Genomic DNA, 14,551 nt, shown 5'->3' with positions numbered 1-14,551 from the left:
CGACGATGTCCCTGCCCGCTCCAGGCTGGACCGCGCAGGATATCGTCGCTCATCTGCGTTCGATCGGAACCGAGGAAAACCGCGCCGGCATGGCGCGGTTCGGCATCAACAACGCGACCGCGCTCGGCATCGGCAATGCGGACTTGCGGCCCTTGGCGCGCAAGGTGAAGCGCAACCATGAACGGTCCCTCGCGCTATGGGACACAGGCATTCGCGAGGCGCGGCTGATGGCGGCCTTCACCGGCGAGCCGAAAAAGATCGCCATCGAAGAGTGCCGCCGCTGGGCCGGCGATTTCGACTCATGGGAGATCGTCGACACCGTCTCCGACCTGTTCGTGGACACCCCGTTCTGGCGCCAGCTGGTCGAAGAGTTCGCCGCCGACGAGCGCGAATTCGTCCGCCGTACAGCCTTCGCCATGCTGGCATGGGCAGCCGTGCATCTGAAGAAGGAATCGGACGCGACGTTCCTGCCTTACCTGCCATTGATCGAATCCTATGCCGGCGATGAGCGAAACTTCGTCCGCAAAGCGGTCAATTGGGCGCTGCGGCAGATCGGCAAGCGATCGATGGGCCTGCATGCCCCCGCCCTTGCCCTGGCTCGGAAACTTGCGACCTCCCTGGACAAGACCGCCCGCTGGATCGGCAAGGACGCCGCCAAGGAACTGTCGGATGCCAAAACGCTTGAACGCCTCGCCGCCAAGAAAGTTTGACGGCGCCGATATCCTTTTCACCGAGGTGACACGGGCAACACGCGCCAGCTTCGAAACGTTATTCGAGCAGCCGGGTGCGCCAAAATATTGCTGGTGCATGGCTTGGCGCCACAGCCCCGAGCCCGCCCAGACCGACGAGAAGAAACGCCAGATGATGGCGCTCATCGATGCTGGCACGCCGGTCGGCATCCTCGCCCATATCGGCGGCAAGGCCGTAGCCTGGTGCTCGGTCGCGCCGAGAGAGACCTATCGTAAGCTATCGAAGCAGCAGGACGACGGCGAGACAGGTGTGTGGTCGATCGTTTGCTTCTATGTGCCAAGGGCCTTGCGCGGCGGTGGCCTTGCTACGGCATTGCTCGATGCTGCCATTGACCATGCCTTCGCCAATGGTGCGCGCATCATAGAAGCCTATCCGGTAGACGAGGCCTCGCCGAGCTACCGTTTCATGGGCTTTCACGACATGTTTGCCAGCCGCGGTTTCCACGAGACCGGCATGGCCGGTTCTCGCCGGCATGTGATGCGGCTCGAGCATTGACGCCACCGACAGCAGTGTCTTTACTTGCCCGCAAAGGGATGCGGCCATGAACCATTTCAAGTCGATCATAGCGCTTGCGGCCGCGCTTGCCCGCCCCACCGCCGGCGCCTCGGCCGAGACCACGCACATCCTCTGGAAGGATTTGCGCCCGGTCACCCAGGCGGTCGCCGAAGACGCCGGCCTGCCGATGATCGCGGCGAAACTGCCGGATCACGGCGAGACGCTGTCGGTCGCCCTGCAGGACAAAACGATACAATTAGCCGGCTATGCATTGCCGGTCGATCGCGACGGCGATCTCGTTTATCAGTTCCTGCTGGTGCCTTGGACCGGCGCGTGCAGCCACATGCCGACGCCTCCTCCCAACCAGATCGTGCTGGTCACGCCTGCCCGTCCCTACAAGATGTCGCAAGCCTACCAGCCCGTCGCCGTGACCGGTGACCTGAAGCCGGACATGGAGAAAAGCCAGTTGTTCATTCTCGACGGCGTCAGCGTCATCCAGTCCGGCTATACCGTGCGCAAAGCCGATGTCGTTGGCGTCGACACGGTTCCGGACTCCGTCATATTGCCGGTGAACTCGCCTTGGAGTTTCCTCAACAAGAAGAAGAATTGAACGGCGCGATCAGGCCGCGTTCGCGCCCGACTCCTTGTCCAGCACCATGTAGTCGAGCGGGATTTCGGTCGTGTACTTGATCTGCTCCATGGCGAAGGACGACGACACGTCCCGGATCTCGATCTTGGCGATCAGCCGTTTGTAGAAGGCGTCGTAGGCGGCGATGTCGGGCACCACGACGCGCAAGAGATAATCGACGTCGCCGCTCATGCGATAGAATTCGACCACCTCGGGAAATTCCTGGATGACCTCGGAAAACCGGCGCAGCCATTCATGGCTGTGCGAATTGGTGCGGATCGACACGAAGACCGTGACCCGCACATTGACCTTTTCGTGGTCGAGAATGGCGACGCGCCGCTTGATGACGCCCTCTTCCTCGAGCTTCTGGATGCGCCGCCAGCACGGTGTGGTCGACAGGCCGACCTTCTTGGCGACGTCGGCGACCGCAAGCGTCGCGTCCTCCTGCAGGAGGCGGAGAATTTTTCGGTCAAGGCGATCCATCGGAAGCTCCTGGTGGAATGGTTTCGCTATATTCCCTTTTGTTTAGGCCATTCACAAGAAAGAAATTCTGCCACTCGCGTCAAAAGCGAGTGATTTCTTGCTTAATGCCTAGCCGAGGCGATAGCGGATTTCCGACCGCAGGAAAGGCAGCAAATCCATTTCAAACCACGGATTCTGCTTCAACCAGCCAGTGTTGCGCCAGGACGGATGCGGCAGCGGCAGCACTTTGGGGCCGACAGAATTCTCCCAGATGGCGCGCCAGTTCATCACCGTTTCCGTCAGCGAGGGGCGGCGCGCCGCGCCCATGTGCCAGGTCTGCGCATAGATGCCGATCGTCAGCACCAGATCGATCCGCGGCATCAGCGCCATCAAGGGCGAGCGCCAGGCCGGAGCGCACTCACGCCTCGGCGGCAGATCGCCGCCCTTGGAGTCTTGTCCGGGAAAGCAGAAGCCCATCGGCACGATGGCGAATTTCTCGATGTCGTAGAATTCGTCGCTGCTCACATCGAGCCAGTTGCGCAGGCGGTCGCCGGAAGCGTCGGTGAATGGCATGCCCGAGAGATGCACCTTGGTCCCCGGAGCCTGGCTGGCGATCAGGATGCGGGCGCTGGACGAGGGTCGCAGCACCGGACGCGGCTCATGCGGCAGCGGTTTGCCGACGGGATTGTCGACGCAGATGCGGCAAGCGCGGACCGTCGCGGCGAGCCTGTCGAGTTCGACGCTCAAGCGGCGGCACTCGGCCGGCTCGAGACAGCCTGATGCCAACGCAGCACATTGGTGCATTCCTCCGGCACCTTGATGCGTGCCGGCTTCATGAAATCGATCGCGATCAGGCCGGTGATGTCAGCGATCGAATAGCTGTCGCCGGCGGCGAATTCACGGTTGCCGAGTTCAGCGTCCAGCAGCCGGAGAAACTCCACCGCCTTCGGCTTGTTGGCCTCGCCCCATTCGGGAATCTGCGGGATTTCCCATTCCTTCATGGCCGGATGGATGTGGCGGAAAGCCTGCGCGACGCTGCTGAGCAGGTTGAACTCCATCCGCCTCTGCCACATCTCGACCTGTGCCTTGCCAAGCGCGCCGCTCCCGAACAATGCCGGCTCGGGATAAAGCTCCTCGAAATAGCGGCAGATTGCGACGGATTCGGTGAGGATGGTGCCGTCATCGAGCTCCAGAACCGGCAGGCGCCGCAGCGGATTGCGCGAGCTGACCGACTGCTGCTTGTGTTCCAGAGCGCCCATGTCGACGAGCACCAACGGAACCGTGATCCCTTTTTCGGCGAGGAAAACGCGAACCCGGCGTGGGTTGGGCGCACGACCGCCGTCGAACAGCTTCATTTCGATCCTCCTTTTCTTTCCGCTGACGCGCTTCACCAGAAGCGAAATATCTCGCGCGCCGCGTCGCCGATCGACGCCAGCGTGCCATGTTTTCGCTCCACGACATCGCCGTGGTGGCTGTCGCGCCAGTCCTGCGGCTGGTCGAACGTGCCCGCCCAGATACCGACTTTTGCCGCGCGGGCGGTCGCTTCCACGCCTTCGAAGTCGCCATAGGCGACGGCCCAGCCCGCTTCGACCTGGGCACGGTTGAGGTCGGTGGCGCCTGCCTTGCAGTCGCCGAGCAACCGGCCATAGCGATCGCGCTGCCAGCCGCTGCAGGTGACCGGCCTGCCGCCGATCAGGCGCACCAGTGATTGGCGCGCCAGCGTGCCACAGGCATAATCGGCGCCGTTCTTGCGGCAGGTCTGGGTGTATTCCGGGGCGTCGATGCCGCGCATGCGGATGCGCTCGGTGCCGAGCGTGATCGAGTCGCCGTCATTGATGATGGCGCCACCCTGCGTCTTGCGCGTCTCCACTCGATCGAGACGCGCCGCAAGCAGGATCAGCAGCCCCAGAATGATGACGGCCAGCCCGTAGTCCAGCAGCTTGCGCCACGGGCTTGTCGGGCGCGGCGCCGCGTACCGCGGGCGCGACCTTGGCGACCAGGAACGGCTCATATGGCAAACGGTTGGTTAATCATTCGAACGTAGCTTAACACCTTGAAATCGCTGCGCGCATAAATTGAAGCTCTTGATGCCCTTGCAACGCTCGAACACAGCGGACAAGTTCATAGTGGACCGCAGGAAACGGCATCGCAACAGCGATGTCGCGCGCGCGGTGCGCAAGACGCGCGACCGTCTTTCGCAGCAGGCCGGCAATCCCGATTTCGACCGTGAACTGCTGAAGCTGCACGCCCGAGCCATGACAAGCGGCGCCGTGGTCATCCCGTTGCTCGTCCTGGCGATCGCCGCGGCCGGCCGTCTGGCCGGCATCGGCAATGAGATCGGGCTCTGGGCGTTGTTTACGCTCACCTGCTATACGACAGTCGTCTTCATGGCGCGGCGCATCGAGCGTACGGAAGCTTCCGAGCTCAACTCATTGCAAACGCGAAGGGAATTGCTGGTCGGCCATTTCCTTTGCGGTCTGGGCTGGGCCTGGTTCGTCTGGCTGGGCTGCGGCGCCTGCGAGGTCGACCAGTTCCAGGTGATCAAGGCGGTGGTGCTGTTGTTTGCCATGGCAGGGACCGCACTGATGGCCTCATCCCTGAGCGGAGCGCTGCTGGCGACCTTCGCGGTTCCGGTGGCGCTCTACGCCTATGCCGCGGCCAAATCGTGGATGCCGGTCGAGGCGATCATGGCCGGGCTGCTTGTCCTGTCGCTGCCTTTCTTCACCTATATCGCCAGTCACCTCAATCGCTTCTCCCTGCTGCTCTTGTCGTTCCGCTCCGAAAAGGACGCGCTGATCGCCGAGGTGGAGACGGCGAAATCGATGTCGGACGAAGCGCGGCGGCGGGCCGAGGACGCCAACCTTGCAAAATCGCGTTTCCTCGCTTCGATGAGCCATGAATTGCGCACGCCGCTCAACGCCATTCTCGGTTTTTCCGAGGTGATGGCGAACGAGGTGCTGGGCCCGATGAGCAATCCCACCTATCGCGACTACGCCCATGACGTGCATGATTCAGGCCAGCACCTGCTTGACCTGATCAACGAGATCCTCGACCTGTCGCGCATCGAGGCCGGCCGCTACCAGCTCAACGAGGAGCCGGTGATGTTGCTCAACATCGTCGAGGATTGCTGCCACATGATGGAGCTGAAGGCGCGCAACAAGGACATCCGCGTCGTCCAGGATTTCGAACAGACATTGCCGCGCCTGTTCGCCGACGAGCGCGCCGTGCGCCAGATCGCGCTCAACCTTCTGTCCAACGCCATCAAATTCACCGCCACCGGCGGCGAGATCCGCGTGCGGGTCGGCTGGACGGCGGGCGGCGGCCAATACATTTCGATCAAGGACAACGGCCCCGGCATTCCCGAGGACGAGATTCCGGTCGTGCTTTCAGCCTTCGGCCAGGGTTCGATCGCCATCAAGAGCGCCGAGCAAGGCACCGGGCTTGGCCTGCCGATCGTGCAAGGGCTGCTCGCCATGCATGGCGGCGAGTTCGAGCTTCACTCCAAGCTGCGCGAGGGCACAGAAGCGATCGCCATCTTCCCGCTAAGCCGGGTGATGGAGGAACTGCCGGCGCTGCCGACCGCGGCGGTGGCCGCGCGGCGGCGGTAGTACCCCTGCAGACCTGCGTCGACAAGGACTGGAAGAAGGCACGCAGACCGCAATGACGGCAGATTGGGATGCCAGTGGCGTCGAAATCAAATCGGAGCGACTTCGTCTGAAGCTGTTCACGTCCGACGATGCCGCGGAAGTCTTTGCCGCCATCACTCCCGCGATCACTCGTTTCATGCAGTGGGAACCACCTCGATCACCAGCGGCCTTTGCCGAGGTATGGCGATCCTGGCTTGCCCCGATCCTTGACGGATCGGATTTGCATTTCGTCGCGCGTTCGTTGGCGGACGGTCGCTGCCTTGGGCTTGTCGGCCTTCACGCGGCCAAGACTGCCTGTCCCGAGATCGGAATTTGGATAAGGGAGGATGTACATGGAAACGGCATCGGCCGTGAGGCCGTTGCCGCCGTTGCCGCCGTTGCGGCATGGGCGTCTGAGGAATTCAATCCGGATTGCTTCGAGTATCCTGTCGCAGAAGAGAACGTCGCGAGCAGAAGGATCGCGGAAGGCCTTGGCTGTTCGATAGTCGAGACACGCTCGAATTCGAAATATATCTCGGTCGTCTACCGTATCCCCAATCTCAGACGTTGAGACGTCCAGGCGCGAACGCTCTAGCCCCGAACAGCCGCCGCCATGCCTGAACTGGTCAGTGCCGCTGCCTTGACGAGCCCGGCCGCCAGGGCCGCTCCCGCACCTTCGCCATGACCGATGCCGAGATCGAGCAGCGGACGCAGCCCGAGGTGCTCTGCGGCCCTTGCATGCGCGGGCTCCGGCGACAGGCTGGCGAGAAGACAATGATCAAGCGCTGCGGGGTTTGCTGCATGCAGCACAGCCGCGGCTGCCGTTGCCGCGAAGCCATCGAGCAGTACCGGTATCTGCTGCATCCGCGCGGCGAGGATTGCGCCAGCTATCGCCGCGAACTCGCGGCCGCCAACCCGGCGCAGGGCCTCCAGCGGATCTTCGAGATGGTGGCCGTGAAAGGCCAACGCCGCATCGACCACCTCTGCCTTGCGCACCTGCATCGCCGCGTCGGCGCCGGATCCCGGGCCGACCCAGTCGGCGCCCCTGCCGCCGAACAGCGCGGCGAACAGGGCGGCGGCGACGGTGGAATTGCCGACGCCGAGATCGCCGAGGCAAAGCAGGTCGGTGCCGCCGGCAATCGCTTCCATGCCGAAGGCCATGGTGGCCGCGCATCCGCGCTCGTCAAGCGCCGCATCCTCTGTGATGTCGCCGGTCGGGATGTGCAGGGCAAGATCGAACACCTTCAACCCCAGATCATAGGCAATGCAGATCTGGTTGATCGCGGCACCGCCGGCCGCGCAAAGCTCGACCGCGTTGGCGGTGGCCGCAACCGGACGCGGCGAAATACCATGTCGGGCCACGCCATGGTTACCGGCAAAGACAGCCATCAAGGGCCTTGTCACCGCAGGCGGAGCCCGGCCACTCCATGCGGCGAGCCATGCGGCGATGTCCTCGACGCGGCCAAGCGAATTCCGAGGCTTGTCCGCCTTGGCAAACAGCGTGCGCACGCGCGCTTCGGCTTTGAGGTCGGCCGCCGGCAAATTGTCGAGCAGATTGCGGAAATCGTCGAAAGGCAGTGCACTGGTCATGTCGTGACAATCGTTCCTGGAGTGGAGGAGCGGCATAGCCGCGTTGCGTGATCGGCACAACCTCCCCGATCGTCCTTCCTGACTTGCCGCAAAGGCGGCCACGGAAGGCGCTATCGCGAGGGCTTGCATTGGCTTTGCCGTTGCACCATGTGGAGATGGAAGAGCGGATTTCCGAATGGAGTTCCTCCAGAGAAAGTCATGACGGCCATCGAATCTCCCTGCATCCTGGTCTGCTCGATCGATATGAAAACCGGCTTCTGCTTCGGTTGCGGCCGCACGCGCGAGGAGATCGGCGCCTGGATGGGGATGACGCCCGAAACGCGCCGCAATGTGATGGCCGAACTGCCGGCCCGGCTGGAAACCGTCGAGCGCCGGCCCCGCCGCGAAACGCGCCGCGTCCGCATGGCGCGCGAACGCGACGCACTCTAGCGAGGGACGGATGAGCAGCCGGCTGTTCTGGATTGTGATGGCGGTGATCGGCGTGGGGGCAGCCCTGCTCATGCTCAACGATTCCGCCGGCAGCACGCTCGGCGTCGAGAATTACGATTTTGGCCGGCTGATCTGGCTTGGGGCTTTCGGCGCCCTTATCGGCGCGGGCTTGCTGCGGTCAGCTCCGCTGGGAGTGATGGCCCGCAACCTCGGTGCATGGGCGGCTATCGTGCTCGCGCTGATCGCCGGCTACCAATATCGTTACGAGCTGCAGGACGTCGCCAGCCGCGTGACCGCGGGCCTCGTTCCCGGCAGCCCGCTGGCGCTCGGCGTCGAAGACGGTCACGCGACGGTGACCCTGGACAAGGCCGACAACGGTCACTTCGAGGCGCGCATCCTGGTCAATGGCAATCCGGTGCGGGCCGTTGTCGACACCGGCGCGACCAGCACCGTATTGACTTCGGAGGACGCTCAGGCCGCCGGCTTCAATCCGGCGGCGCTCAACTACACCATACCGGTTTCGACCGCCAACGGCATGGCGCGCGCCGCGGCGGTCAAGACCGGCGAGCTGGCAATCGGCGGCATCGTGCGCAAGGATATGCCGGTGATGGTCGCCGCTCCCGGCATGCTGAGCCAAAGTCTGCTTGGCATGAACTTCATCGGCTCGCTGTCGGGTTTCGACGTGCGTGGCGACCGCATGATCCTCAGGGACTGAGATCAGGCCGCTTCGGCGGCCCCTCCACCGAATTCGACCGCCGCGAAAGCCGTCTTCAGCACGTCCGGCCCGGCCCCGGGCCGCGTAGCGTCGGTAGACAGGATCTGGCGGTAGCGGCGCGCGCCGGGCAGCCCGTGAAACAGCCCGACCATGTGGCGCGTGACATGGCCAAGCCGCCCGCCCTGTTCGATGTGGCGTGCCGCGTAGTCCGCCATCGCATCGATCAGCGCGGCGAAATCGAACGCCTCCGGCCGCGCGCCGTAGAAGGCGGCGTCTACACCAGCCAGAATGCCCGGTGTGTGGTAGGCGGCGCGGCCAAGCATGGCGCCATCGACATGACCGAGATGCACCCGCACCTCGTCAAGGGACTGAATACCGCCATTGATGCCGATGAATTTGCTCGGTTTTCCGGCCTTCAGCCGATACACTCTGTCATAGTCGAGCGGCGGGATGTCGCGGTTTTCCTTGGGGCTCAACCCTTCCAGCCACGCCTTGCGTGCATGCACCCACAAGGCATCGGCGCCGGCATCGAAAACCCCATTCGCAAGCGCATCGAGCGCCGGCCCGGGATCCTGTTCGTCGACGCCGATGCGGCATTTGACCGTGACCGGCACCGCCACCGCCGTTTTCATCGCGGCGACGCAATCGGCGACAAGGTCGGGTACTTTCATCAGGCAGGCGCCGAACGTGCCGGACTGGACGCGGTCGGACGGGCAGCCGACATTGAGATTGATCTCGTCATAGCCGAAGGCCTCGCCAATGCGCGCCGCCTCTGCAAGTTTTGCAGGATCCGAGCCGCCAAGTTGCAGGGCGACGGGATGTTCCACCTCGTCGAAGCCGAGCAGCCGCTCGCGTGCACCGTGGATGACGGCGTCGGCCACCACCATTTCGGTGTAAAGCAGCGCACGGCTCGTCAACTGGCGATGGAAGAACCGGCAATGCCGGTCAGTCCAGTCCATCATTGGTGCTATGGCGAGCCTGTTCAACATGCTGATTTTATTCGTTTCCCCTGGGCAAGCGGATGTATCAAAAGCGGCGAATCACGGCATAGCCTAGCTCTACAGCATAGTCCTTGCTTTTCAAGCGTTTGGCGGCGAGCAGATCTTGATTGGCAGCTGTTTTGCCGTTGGGTTGAATCGGTTTAGAGTCATAATCTATTTCACAATGCAATAGGCATATTGAATTATCCACAAATTGGAGTAGTGTTTTAGGAATTGCTAATAAAGGGAGGATACGCACGTTCATGCGTGCGTATCTCGGGAGGGGTCATCATCATGGCCTATTTGCTGCCTTACAGCGCAAAACGCTTCCGGCACGCCGTTTTCCACCACGGTTGGCGTCGCCCCTCGGCAAGCAGATGGACCCTGGCGACTGTGTTGATTGGCGACTGATGACCTGGGTAGGTGCAAGCACCACCACTGCCGCTCCCCGCAGCGGGCGCGGACCAGCAACAAAGGGGTTGGGGGCTGCTAGCGCCGTAGCGCGTGTACGCTCGCCATGCTGTCGCCGCCCATCGGCAATGCCATGTCGTCGTCGAGAAGCCGCGTAATTCGGGCAAAGCCGGTGAAGGCCTTCCTTGCTTCCTCTGCCGTCATCTGGCCCGACAGGGCGGCCGAGCAGCAATTCAACGCGCACTGATACACTGGCCCACGTCGTCCCGTCGGCCATTTGCGCAAGAAAACCATCGCCTCGGCGACACTATCCACTTCTTCTACAGGATGCCCCTGCCCGCGCGATATCCGCACGGGCGAAAAGAAATGCAGGTAGTCCATTGTTTCCTCCCGTCGATCGAGATGCGCTCGATCGAACCCAATCAAACGCGCCGCACGTCGGTTGGTTCCATGCGGGCAACTGAATTTTTGAAGAATTCTCCGACCGGATGCGGCCGTCCGGGTACAAGGCGCGATGTTTGCTTATACCGTCGGAAAGTGGCACGCCACCTTGCGGCCGGGCCTATACTCTTTCAACTCAGGCCGCTCTGTGCGGCACCGCTCCGCCGCTATTGGGCATCGGGGATGGAACCGGCAGCCGGATGGCGGGTTGAGCGGGCTCGGTACATCGCCCGTGAGGACAATGCGCTTGCGCATCCCGTTGGGCGTCGTCTCCACCACGGGAACCGCCGAGATCAGCGCCTGGCTGTAAGGATGGGCGGGGGCTGAAAACACCTCTTCCGCTGGTCCCTCCTCCACGATCGAGCCGAGATACATGACCGCGATGCGGGTCGAGACCTGGCGCACCACGGACAGGTCGTGGGCGATGAAGACATAGGTGAGATCCAGCTTCTCCTGAAGGTCGGCAAGCAGGTTGACGATCTGCGCCTGTACGGACACGTCGAGCGCGGAGACCGGCTCGTCGAGAACGACGAGATCGGGATTGAGGGCAATGGCGCGCGCTATGCCGACACGCTGGCGCTGCCCGCCCGAGAACTCATGGGGGAAGCGCATGACATGGTCCGGCAACAATCCAACGAGGTCGAACAGTTCCGCGACGCGGTTGGTGATCTCGCGCGATGAAAGCTTGCCATGGATACGCAGCGGTTCGGCCACGAGATCGCCGACGCGCCGGCGCGGATTGAGCGAGGCCGACGGGTCCTGGAACACCATTTGCAGGCGCCGCCGCAGCGGCCTCAGTTCAGACAGCGACTTCGACGTGATGTCGTCGCCTTCGAACAGAAGCTCACCGTCCGAAATGTCGTAGAGCCTGACCAGGCAGCGCGCCAGCGTGGACTTGCCACATCCGGACTCCCCGACCAATCCGACGGTTTCGCCGCGCCGCACCGTCAGCGAGACATTGTCGACCGCGTGAACGGTCCGCCTGCCTTCGGCGGAAAAACGGGTGCCGATCGAGAAGCGCTTGCCGAGCGAGCGTGTTTCGAGGATTGGACGGTCTTTGTCGATCATCGGTCCGCTCATACCTGCGCCACCCGAAAGCAGGCCGCAGCGTGCGTGGCGGCGCCAAGATCGGGCTTGTCGGTTAGACAACGCTCGTACCGGACCGGACAACGCGGCCCGAAGGCGCAGCCTTGCGGCAATCGCAGCAGCGACGGCGGTGACCCGGGAATAGCCGGTAGGCGGCGGGGTTTCGCACCGGTCAGCGGCGGGATCGAACCAAGCAATGCGCGCGTATAAGGGTGTCGCGGGTCGGAAAATAACTCCGTGCGGCTGCCGCGTTCGACGATGCGGCCCGCATACATGACCATGACCCGATCGGCGAGTTCGGAGACCACGCCCATGTCATGCGTGATGAAGACGACGGCCGATTTGTGCGTCGAGCGCAGCTTGCGCACGAGATCGAGAATTCCGGCCTGCACGGTTACGTCGAGCGCGGTGGTCGGCTCATCCGCCACCAGCAGCGCCGGGTTGCAGGACAACGCCATCGCAATCACCGCCCGCTGCCGCATGCCGCCGGAGAGCTGGTGCGGGTAGCGCGACATCGCTTCGTGGGGGTTGGGAAAATTCACCTCCGCCAGCAGTTCCTCGACGCGCTCCATGGCCCTGGCCTTGCTGATGTTGCGGTGGGCACGGATCTGCTCGGCGATCTGCCAGCCAATCGTGTAGACCGGCGTCAGAGCCGTCATCGGATCCTGGAAGATCATCGCGATCTCGTTGCCCCGCAGGCGCCTGAGTTCGCGCGGAGGCAGTCCGACCAGCTCGCGGCCCTTGTAGCGGATCGAGCCTTCGATGATCGCGTTGGGGTCGGTGATCAGCCCCATCACCGCCAGCAGCGACACTGTCTTGCCGGAGCCGGACTCGCCGACGACACCGAGAATTTCGCTTTCCGCGAGATCGAAGGAAACGCCATCGATGGCCCTCACCAGGCCGTCGTCGGTCCGGAAGGACACTCTAAGGTTGCGCACCGACAATATCATGATGTCCTCAGGCGCGGATCGAGAAGGATGTAGACGAAATCGACAACCGCATTGGCGATGACCACGAACATGGACGCATACATCACCGTTGCCATGATCATCGGCAGATCCAGGTTCTGCAGCGCGTCATAGGTGAGCTTGCCGATACCATGCAGCCCGAACACCACCTCGGTCAGCAGGGCCGAGCCGCCCACCAGTGCGCCGAAATCGAGGCCGAACAGGGTGACGAAGGCGATGAGCGATGTGCGCAAGGCGTGGCGCAGCAGGATACGCGTCTCCGACAGGCCCTTGGCCCGGGCCGTGCGGATATAGTCTTCCTGCATGGATTCGATGATTGCCGCGCGCAACACCCGCCCGTAGATGCCGATGTAGAGAATGGCCAGCGTGATCCAAGGTATGACCAGCGTCAGGAACCAGCCTTTCGGATCGTCGGAAAAGTTCTTGTAGCCGAGCGGGGGCACCCAGGAGAACGCCCAGCTGTCGTGGTAGCGGCTCTGGGTGATCAGGTTCATCACCTCCCCCAGCCAGTAGACCGGCATGGAAATGCCGAGCAGACCCAACGCCATCAGCAGCTTGTCCAGCCAGCTGTCGCGGGTGGCGGCGGCGACGATGCCGATGGCGATGGAGACAACCACCCACAGAATCGCCGCTCCGAACACCAGCGAGAGCGTGACAGGGATCGAATCCATGACCGCCGGCACCACCTTCCAGCCACGATTGACGAAGGAGGTCAGATCGCCAGTGACGAAAATCTTCTCCATCATCTTCACATACTGCACGTAGAGCGGGCGGTCGAAGCCGAAGCTGTGGCGCACCGCCTCCAGCACCTCGGGCGATGCATTGCGGCCGGCGATGCGCGCCGCCGGGTCGGCCCCCGGCGTCGCGAAGAAGATCAAAAAGACGATGATCGAGATGCCGAACATCACGAACAGCATCTGACCGAAACGGCGCAGGATGGCGTAGATCATCAGTCGCGCCCCAGCCGAACCTTGGAGCGCGGGTCGAGCGCATCGCGCAGGCCATCGCCGAAGACATTGAGCGCCATCACGGAAACCGCGATCGCCAGGCCCGGCACCAGCGCCACCAATGGCCTGGTGTAAAGCAGCGCCTGGCCGTCCTGGATGATGGTGCCCCAACTCGCGGCGGGCGGTTGCACGCCGATCGAAAGGAAGGAAAGCGCCGATTCCGTCAGCATGTTCAGTGCCATCATCAGCGGCACGAAGACGATCAGCGTCGTGGTGATGTTGGGAAGGATGTCGCGCCACAGAATCCGCGGCCCCGGCACTCCCAGATTGATCGCGGCGAGCACGAACTCGCTGTGGCGCAGCGACAGGACCTGCCCGCGTATCGGGCGCGCCACATAGGGTATGTAGACGATGCCGATGATGATGACCGGCAGCCACAGACTGCCGGACTCGATCTCGATCGGCCCGATCGAGATGCCTTGCGCGATGGTGACGATGGAAAGCGAAATCGCCAGGAGATAGATCGGAAACGCCCAAAGCACATCCAGCAAGCGCGACAACACCGTGTCGGTGACGCCGCCGAAATACCCCGCGATCAATCCCGCCGCCGTGCCGAGGATCAGGGTGAAGATGGTGGCCGCACCGGAGATCAGCAGCGAACTCAGCCCGCCATAGAGCATCCGGGCCATGACATCGCGTCCCTGGCTGTCGGCGCCAAGGAAATAATTGCCGAGCCGCCAGGTCGGCCCAAGCGGCGTGTAGCCGAGCCCGAGCCCCTCTGTCGATTGTTCCATCACAGGAACGTCGGCGCCGTCGATCTGGATGACGGCGTCGAGTGTCGAGGCGAATGGGTCCGTTCGTGCCCATTTCGCGTAGAGAGGCGCGCTGAGGCAGGCGAAAACGATGAGGAGGAACACGGCCAGGGACGCCATGGCGGCCCTGTCCGTTGCCAGCTTCGCAAACGCGACGGCCCAAGGCCCTCGCGTCTTGCGCGGCATGGCGACAGCTTCGTTCGACACGGAC

At 63.2% G+C, this 14,551-nt stretch carries 19 protein-coding genes; 7 read left to right on the top strand and 12 right to left on the bottom strand.

The window, feature by feature from the left end:
* Positions 1 to 5: 5 nt before the first annotated feature.
* The 3 genes from EN845_RS21815 to EN845_RS21805 are packed head-to-tail and all read left to right on the top strand — an operon-like array spanning position 6 to position 1,855.
* Entirely contained in the window at positions 6 to 710 is a 705-nt protein-coding gene (locus EN845_RS21815) for a DNA alkylation repair protein (protein WP_127872459.1), read from the top strand.
* The gene (locus EN845_RS21810; protein ID WP_127872460.1) at positions 670 to 1,245 is read left to right on the top strand and encodes a GNAT family N-acetyltransferase; all 576 of its coding nucleotides are present in this window, start codon (positions 670 to 672) and stop codon (positions 1,243 to 1,245) included. Before EN845_RS21815 ends, EN845_RS21810 begins: the two co-directional genes overlap by 41 nt.
* A 46-nt stretch (positions 1,246 to 1,291) precedes the next feature.
* Complete coding sequence (locus EN845_RS21805) at positions 1,292 to 1,855, top strand: DUF3299 domain-containing protein (protein ID WP_127872461.1); 564 nt, start codon at positions 1,292 to 1,294, stop codon at positions 1,853 to 1,855.
* Positions 1,856 to 1,864: 9 nt separating this feature from the next.
* On the opposite strand, the gene EN845_RS21800 is transcribed toward EN845_RS21805, so the two are convergent.
* From EN845_RS21800 to EN845_RS21785, 4 genes are all read right to left on the bottom strand, one after another.
* Complete coding sequence (locus tag EN845_RS21800; protein WP_006205209.1) at positions 1,865 to 2,356, bottom strand: Lrp/AsnC family transcriptional regulator; 492 nt, start codon at positions 2,354 to 2,356, stop codon at positions 1,865 to 1,867.
* Between the two features lie 108 nt (positions 2,357 to 2,464).
* The gene (locus tag EN845_RS21795; protein WP_127277777.1) at positions 2,465 to 3,139 is read right to left on the bottom strand and encodes a uracil-DNA glycosylase family protein; all 675 of its coding nucleotides are present in this window, start codon (positions 3,137 to 3,139) and stop codon (positions 2,465 to 2,467) included.
* Entirely contained in the window at positions 3,079 to 3,690 is a 612-nt protein-coding gene (locus EN845_RS21790; RefSeq protein ID WP_127872462.1) for a glutathione S-transferase, read from the bottom strand. Before EN845_RS21790 ends, EN845_RS21795 begins: the two co-directional genes overlap by 61 nt.
* A gap of 32 nt (positions 3,691 to 3,722) precedes the next feature.
* Complete coding sequence (locus tag EN845_RS21785; protein ID WP_127277775.1) at positions 3,723 to 4,346, bottom strand: thermonuclease family protein; 624 nt, start codon at positions 4,344 to 4,346, stop codon at positions 3,723 to 3,725.
* A gap of 76 nt (positions 4,347 to 4,422) precedes the next feature.
* On the opposite strand from EN845_RS21785, the gene EN845_RS21780 reads away from it, so the two are divergent.
* Positions 4,423 to 5,943 (top strand): ATP-binding protein, encoded by a 1,521-nt coding sequence (locus tag EN845_RS21780; protein WP_127872463.1) that lies wholly within the window; start codon positions 4,423 to 4,425, stop codon positions 5,941 to 5,943.
* A gap of 52 nt (positions 5,944 to 5,995) precedes the next feature.
* Positions 5,996 to 6,532, top strand: coding sequence for a GNAT family N-acetyltransferase (locus tag EN845_RS21775; RefSeq protein ID WP_127872464.1), 537 nt, complete (start codon positions 5,996 to 5,998; stop codon positions 6,530 to 6,532).
* Positions 6,533 to 6,552: 20 nt separating this feature from the next.
* Here the strand turns inward: EN845_RS21775 and EN845_RS21770 are convergent, their stop codons facing one another.
* The gene (locus EN845_RS21770; RefSeq protein WP_127872465.1) at positions 6,553 to 7,551 is read right to left on the bottom strand and encodes a nicotinate-nucleotide--dimethylbenzimidazole phosphoribosyltransferase; all 999 of its coding nucleotides are present in this window, start codon (positions 7,549 to 7,551) and stop codon (positions 6,553 to 6,555) included.
* A gap of 198 nt (positions 7,552 to 7,749) precedes the next feature.
* Between EN845_RS21770 and EN845_RS21765 the strand changes: the two genes are divergently transcribed.
* Positions 7,750 to 7,980, top strand: a complete 231-nt coding sequence (locus tag EN845_RS21765; RefSeq protein WP_127872466.1) for a DUF1289 domain-containing protein — start codon at positions 7,750 to 7,752, stop codon at positions 7,978 to 7,980.
* A gap of 10 nt (positions 7,981 to 7,990) precedes the next feature.
* On the top strand, positions 7,991 to 8,695 hold the full coding sequence (locus EN845_RS21760) for a TIGR02281 family clan AA aspartic protease (RefSeq protein WP_127277771.1): 705 nt from the start codon (positions 7,991 to 7,993) through the stop codon (positions 8,693 to 8,695).
* A gap of 2 nt (positions 8,696 to 8,697) precedes the next feature.
* On the opposite strand, the gene dusA is transcribed toward EN845_RS21760, so the two are convergent.
* The 7 genes from dusA to EN845_RS21725 all read right to left on the bottom strand — a co-directional run bounded on the left by dusA (position 8,698) and on the right by EN845_RS21725 (position 14,547).
* On the bottom strand, positions 8,698 to 9,684 hold the full coding sequence (gene dusA / locus EN845_RS21755; protein WP_127872467.1) for a tRNA dihydrouridine(20/20a) synthase DusA: 987 nt from the start codon (positions 9,682 to 9,684) through the stop codon (positions 8,698 to 8,700).
* 37 nt (positions 9,685 to 9,721) lie between these two features.
* Complete coding sequence (locus EN845_RS21750) at positions 9,722 to 9,940, bottom strand: hypothetical protein (RefSeq protein WP_127872468.1); 219 nt, start codon at positions 9,938 to 9,940, stop codon at positions 9,722 to 9,724.
* A gap of 224 nt (positions 9,941 to 10,164) precedes the next feature.
* The gene (locus tag EN845_RS21745; RefSeq protein ID WP_127872469.1) at positions 10,165 to 10,467 is read right to left on the bottom strand and encodes a DUF982 domain-containing protein; all 303 of its coding nucleotides are present in this window, start codon (positions 10,465 to 10,467) and stop codon (positions 10,165 to 10,167) included.
* Positions 10,468 to 10,608: 141 nt separating this feature from the next.
* Positions 10,609 to 11,595: a dipeptide ABC transporter ATP-binding protein gene (locus EN845_RS21740; RefSeq protein WP_127872470.1), complete on the bottom strand. Its 987-nt coding sequence runs from the start codon at positions 11,593 to 11,595 to the stop codon at positions 10,609 to 10,611.
* Between the two features lie 8 nt (positions 11,596 to 11,603).
* A complete protein-coding gene (locus EN845_RS21735; protein ID WP_127872471.1) occupies positions 11,604 to 12,563 on the bottom strand; it encodes an ABC transporter ATP-binding protein in 960 nt (319 codons plus the stop codon).
* On the bottom strand, positions 12,560 to 13,531 hold the full coding sequence (locus EN845_RS21730) for an ABC transporter permease (protein ID WP_127872472.1): 972 nt from the start codon (positions 13,529 to 13,531) through the stop codon (positions 12,560 to 12,562). Before EN845_RS21730 ends, EN845_RS21735 begins: the two co-directional genes overlap by 4 nt.
* Positions 13,531 to 14,547 carry an ABC transporter permease gene (locus EN845_RS21725; RefSeq protein ID WP_127872473.1) on the bottom strand — a complete coding sequence of 339 codons (1,017 nt, stop codon included), beginning with the start codon at positions 14,545 to 14,547 and terminating at the stop codon, positions 13,531 to 13,533. Before EN845_RS21725 ends, EN845_RS21730 begins: the two co-directional genes overlap by 1 nt.
* Positions 14,548 to 14,551: the final 4 nt, after the last annotated feature.

This window comes from Mesorhizobium sp. M8A.F.Ca.ET.202.01.1.1, assembly GCF_004791595.1.
Taxonomy (GTDB): Bacteria; Pseudomonadota; Alphaproteobacteria; order Rhizobiales; family Rhizobiaceae; genus Mesorhizobium.
Note: the sequence above shows the minus strand (reverse complement) of the source record. Positions and strands in the feature narration are given on the sequence as shown.

Excerpts from the sequence above, each read along its gene's own strand:
- EN845_RS21790 (WP_127872462.1), bottom strand. The coding sequence starts at position 3,690 with ATGAAGCTGTTCGACGGCGGTCGTGCGCCCAACCCACGCCGGGTTCGC.
- EN845_RS21785 (WP_127277775.1), bottom strand. The coding sequence starts at position 4,346 with ATGAGCCGTTCCTGGTCGCCAAGGTCGCGCCCGCGGTACGCGGCGCCG.
- EN845_RS21765 (WP_127872466.1), top strand. The coding sequence starts at position 7,750 with ATGACGGCCATCGAATCTCCCTGCATCCTGGTCTGCTCGATCGATATG.
- EN845_RS21815 (WP_127872459.1), top strand. The coding sequence starts at position 6 with ATGTCCCTGCCCGCTCCAGGCTGGACCGCGCAGGATATCGTCGCTCAT.
- EN845_RS21735 (WP_127872471.1), bottom strand. The coding sequence starts at position 12,563 with ATGATATTGTCGGTGCGCAACCTTAGAGTGTCCTTCCGGACCGACGAC.
- EN845_RS21730 (WP_127872472.1), bottom strand. The coding sequence starts at position 13,531 with ATGATCTACGCCATCCTGCGCCGTTTCGGTCAGATGCTGTTCGTGATG.
- EN845_RS21775 (WP_127872464.1), top strand. The coding sequence starts at position 5,996 with ATGACGGCAGATTGGGATGCCAGTGGCGTCGAAATCAAATCGGAGCGA.
- EN845_RS21770 (WP_127872465.1), bottom strand. The coding sequence starts at position 7,551 with ATGACCAGTGCACTGCCTTTCGACGATTTCCGCAATCTGCTCGACAAT.
- dusA (WP_127872467.1), bottom strand. The coding sequence starts at position 9,684 with ATGTTGAACAGGCTCGCCATAGCACCAATGATGGACTGGACTGACCGG.
- EN845_RS21810 (WP_127872460.1), top strand. The coding sequence starts at position 670 with ATGCCAAAACGCTTGAACGCCTCGCCGCCAAGAAAGTTTGACGGCGCC.
- EN845_RS21805 (WP_127872461.1), top strand. The coding sequence starts at position 1,292 with ATGAACCATTTCAAGTCGATCATAGCGCTTGCGGCCGCGCTTGCCCGC.
- EN845_RS21740 (WP_127872470.1), bottom strand. The coding sequence starts at position 11,595 with ATGATCGACAAAGACCGTCCAATCCTCGAAACACGCTCGCTCGGCAAG.
- EN845_RS21795 (WP_127277777.1), bottom strand. The coding sequence starts at position 3,139 with ATGCACCAATGTGCTGCGTTGGCATCAGGCTGTCTCGAGCCGGCCGAG.
- EN845_RS21760 (WP_127277771.1), top strand. The coding sequence starts at position 7,991 with ATGAGCAGCCGGCTGTTCTGGATTGTGATGGCGGTGATCGGCGTGGGG.
- EN845_RS21745 (WP_127872469.1), bottom strand. The coding sequence starts at position 10,467 with ATGGACTACCTGCATTTCTTTTCGCCCGTGCGGATATCGCGCGGGCAG.
- EN845_RS21750 (WP_127872468.1), bottom strand. The coding sequence starts at position 9,940 with ATGAACGTGCGTATCCTCCCTTTATTAGCAATTCCTAAAACACTACTC.
- EN845_RS21800 (WP_006205209.1), bottom strand. The coding sequence starts at position 2,356 with ATGGATCGCCTTGACCGAAAAATTCTCCGCCTCCTGCAGGAGGACGCG.
- EN845_RS21780 (WP_127872463.1), top strand. The coding sequence starts at position 4,423 with ATGCCCTTGCAACGCTCGAACACAGCGGACAAGTTCATAGTGGACCGC.